General features: G+C 53.4%; 3 protein-coding genes. All 3 read right to left on the reverse strand.

The genetic code is table 11. The features are described 5' to 3' along the window. Positions 1-76: 76 nt before the first annotated feature. The gene (locus tag HMPREF2943_RS12315) at positions 77-1,090 is read right to left on the reverse strand and encodes a helix-turn-helix domain-containing protein (RefSeq protein WP_083315687.1); all 1,014 of its coding nucleotides are present in this window, start codon (positions 1,088-1,090) and stop codon (positions 77-79) included. Then, entirely contained in the window at positions 1,065-1,673 is a 609-nt protein-coding gene (locus HMPREF2943_RS11830) for a hypothetical protein (RefSeq protein ID WP_070711822.1), read from the reverse strand. The genes HMPREF2943_RS12315 and HMPREF2943_RS11830 overlap by 26 nt, the downstream gene beginning before the upstream one ends. Positions 1,674-2,086: 413 nt before the next feature. Next, the gene (locus HMPREF2943_RS11835) at positions 2,087-3,046 is read right to left on the reverse strand and encodes an APC family permease (protein WP_070711825.1); all 960 of its coding nucleotides are present in this window, start codon (positions 3,044-3,046) and stop codon (positions 2,087-2,089) included. Positions 3,047-3,516 lie beyond the last annotated feature (470 nt).

Consider the following 3,516-nt stretch of genomic DNA (forward strand, 5'->3'; position numbering starts at 1 on the left):
TCAACGCACTCTAAAACCGGAAGGGCCCATAAAGGTTCCCTCGCACAGGCAACCCTCATCTATTTATGGCTGAAATCTACATTGACAACTGTGGCAGGGGCTGGAAAAAGGGCTCCCGCTTCTCCCGGAAAAGCTGAAAGTGAGTTGCCTTTTCCACCGGAATCTCAACAGGCTCTTCCATTCGCCACCCTCGCGAGCTCAACTGAACAAAAAGGGAGCGGTACCGCTTAGCAGACACAATACCGAGACGATACGCCCGAATAATCAACGCAGCGATTGAGACAGCGTATTTAGCTTTGATTCTCGCGTACCCTTCCAACGTCAGATGCTCACTAATCATTTCACGGGCATCCTTTTCCGGAACAAGAAATGCGCCAGCGAATAGATTTGCTTCGGACTCACGCAGCCTTTCGAGACCAGGTCGGATTTCTGTATGGAGGACCAGGTGCCCTAGTTCATGGGCCCGAGTAAATCGGACCCGACCACCATCTCTGTTCTCAGTGGTGGCGATTAAACCGCGTCCGTCGATATTTAATACTGGGCTAGACGCACCATCTATTCTTGAAATATCAACGAAATTATTGGCTATGGTACAAACACGGTGTCCCGCGTTTTCGATGGCGTGCGTGACATTAAATACTGGGCCGGAAACAGGAATCCCTAATCGCACTCTCGTTTCTTTAGCTAAAGATTCAATCAAAGGTAGCGGCAATGACGCGGTTCGATCGTTCAGGTCTTCCTCGGGCAAGCTAATAACGGACATGCTGATAGGTTTCGAAAGAAGCTCTCGTTCAGCTTCGTAGAAAGTTGAGGCAAATGCGTCCTGCACTTTTGCAGGCACCTTGTATGTACGGAAATTGAGCGCACCAGACCCATAGTGTGATGGGGAAGCTTCAAAATACGAGGCAGGCACCTTGAACACGAAGAGGGCCCTTTGGACTAGTTCGCTGTTCTCCTTGCGCCCATTCTCTACGTCCGAGAGTGACGATTGGCTGCATCCAAGATAATTAGCAAACTCTTTTTGAGTCATCCCCATGGACTGCCGTAGGTCTTTCAGGCGCCGACTATGAAAAATCCTCATTTTGCTCATCTTCTAGCTCATAGTTGTAAACCGCATTGGGATCAAATGAAACCTTAGGGATCAGCTCGGACTGCGCCTGGAAGAGTGGAATCGCCAAGTCCGCTTCCCCCTTGCGAAGGTTCCCATTCCGTGACTGCCTAATAGCCAAAAGACTAAAATCGTAGGAGTCTGATGAACCGGGGGTTTCCCAGCTAATAAATGCCAAACCGGGCGACTGCTGTTCCACTTCATATAGGGCCAACTGCTGCTGATATACAGGGTCTTGATCAATTCCCGGGATCGGACTAGCAACCAAATTCAGCCGTTTAAGTTTCGCTATCCTGATTTCAAGGCCCGTTGACTCCTCCCAGAGACAAACTGCTTGATTTAAATTGTGAGCGCCATCATCCAATATAAATCCTTCAACCGGATTGTCATATAGGTAATCATAAGCACCGCTACGAACAATGTGAGACAGCAGTGATTTCTTATTCGCTCGAAACACTCCTAGGTTTGCATTTTGCGCCTTCTTAAACCCCTGTGTGAGAGCAAACTGGACGGGCTCGGCAAGCTTGTTCATAGTTTCAAAAAACTGCTCTGTCGAATGGCGCATAACATAGCCTCCAATGTTTCAATGAGAGGAAAAATATCTCTTAGCGATAATATAGCACGTAATGTCACATGCACATGTGGTCGTCGTTCAATTCTTCCGAGTCTCTCGATCGGACGCCTTCCCAGGACTGCTCCATATGGCTCTACTACACCAACGCGCTCGCTGCCGTACTGGTAGTAATCTGGCCCGATACCCTAGGCAGCCGAAACACATCCAAGAACTCGACGTCCTGGCCCGAGGTGGTTTTCTCTCCGCACCTGCTGATACTGCGACCACGTACCTACTTATCAACACACTCGCCGCACTGAATACGCGACCCCTAGGTCGGGCCTGACCCCCGGATGAGTCGGTTTACCGAGGCACCATGTAGACCTTCGACTCATCCAGCAACCACCGCCGACTAACCACCCCACCTACTCCAAAATCAATGCCGTCGTCTCCTCCGGCGGCACATCCTTCAGCTGCCGGCTCTTGATGGCCCACGACGCCAGCCCCAGCACAACCCAGACCACCAACGCGATGAGCGGAGCCGTTCCCAGCATGCCAGGCGAGTCCGGAACGAAGAGCAACGCCAAGTACCCGACGGCGAGAATGCACCCAGCCAGCGCGAAGTACTCGTAAAACTGGTTCGGCGCAATCGGCTTGGGCATCCCGGGAACCTGCCCGGTACGCGCAATCTTCCATGCGCAGAAGCACGTATAGAAATACGCCACCGTGATGCCAGCACTGGACATATCAACAACCCACGTCAAAGCCGCGCGCCCAAACCACGGGGTAACCAGGCACACCGCGCACATCAAAAGAATCGCGTTGCGCGGGGTGCGCTGCTTACCATTTAGCTCACCCAGCCGACTCGAGACTAGGTTGGCGCGGCCAAGAGTAAACAAGACTCGGCTTGCCGCTGTGAAGAATCCGTTCAACCCAGTAAGAACTCCGGCGCTGACAGCTACGACCATGAGCGCCAAACCGGCAGGCCCTATCACCTCACTGATGGCTGCCGCCGGCGGCCATGCCTCCCCTTCATAAGCATCGTGATGCGCTCCCACAGCGATAGAGGTTGCGAGCATCATCGCCAAGTAGATCAAGGTCGCCGCAATGACTCCCCACATCAGAAGGCCTAGCGCCTTCCTCGGCGAGAAATTGAACTCGCCCGCCAACTGCGGAATGGAATCAAAACCCACGTAGGCCCACAGGGCAAAAGCGATGATGGTCGCAACCGCTGCTACCGGCGGGACGTCCACAGAGAAAGCGGGTGCAAGCTCCAGGCGCTTGGCGACGTAATAAATCACCATCGACGCCACTATGACCACCACCGCCACAATCATGATCGCAACGGCAAACAACTGGAACTGGCCAGAAAGCGCACCCCTCATAACCAATTCAGGGAATGTGACACGGAAGACGAGCGTGACCGCCGACGCATTCAACGCGACAACGCACGAGTACCCCCAGCGTCAGCGCCCCACCCAGCAATAAACGCATGAGTCCGGCCAGCCCCGCCTTCTGCATCCAGTCGAAGGGCAAGGTATAGGCACCCCAACCAATTGCCGCACCAAGCGCCATGGCGAAGACCCATTACGGCTTCATAGTTTTCCGCAGGGCCGTGCTCTCCGACGTCTAGTGCTGATCCAGAAAAATTGCACCCGCGCGGGAATTGCGTGTGAGCCCAGCACACAATTATGACAAGGCAAGAGACTGTGAATTGGCTTAGGACCTGAGACTATCAACCTCCAACACAGGGGCGGACGCATCATGCAGAACAAGCGGTGCATGTACCATGCCCAAACAACCGTCCCCTACCAAACACTCGAGATGGGGTTGCCCCCAAATCGTGGACACGTAG

It is taken from the genome of Corynebacterium sp. HMSC072D12 (genome assembly GCF_001813925.1).
GTDB lineage: Bacteria > Actinomycetota > Actinomycetes > Mycobacteriales > Mycobacteriaceae > Corynebacterium > Corynebacterium aurimucosum.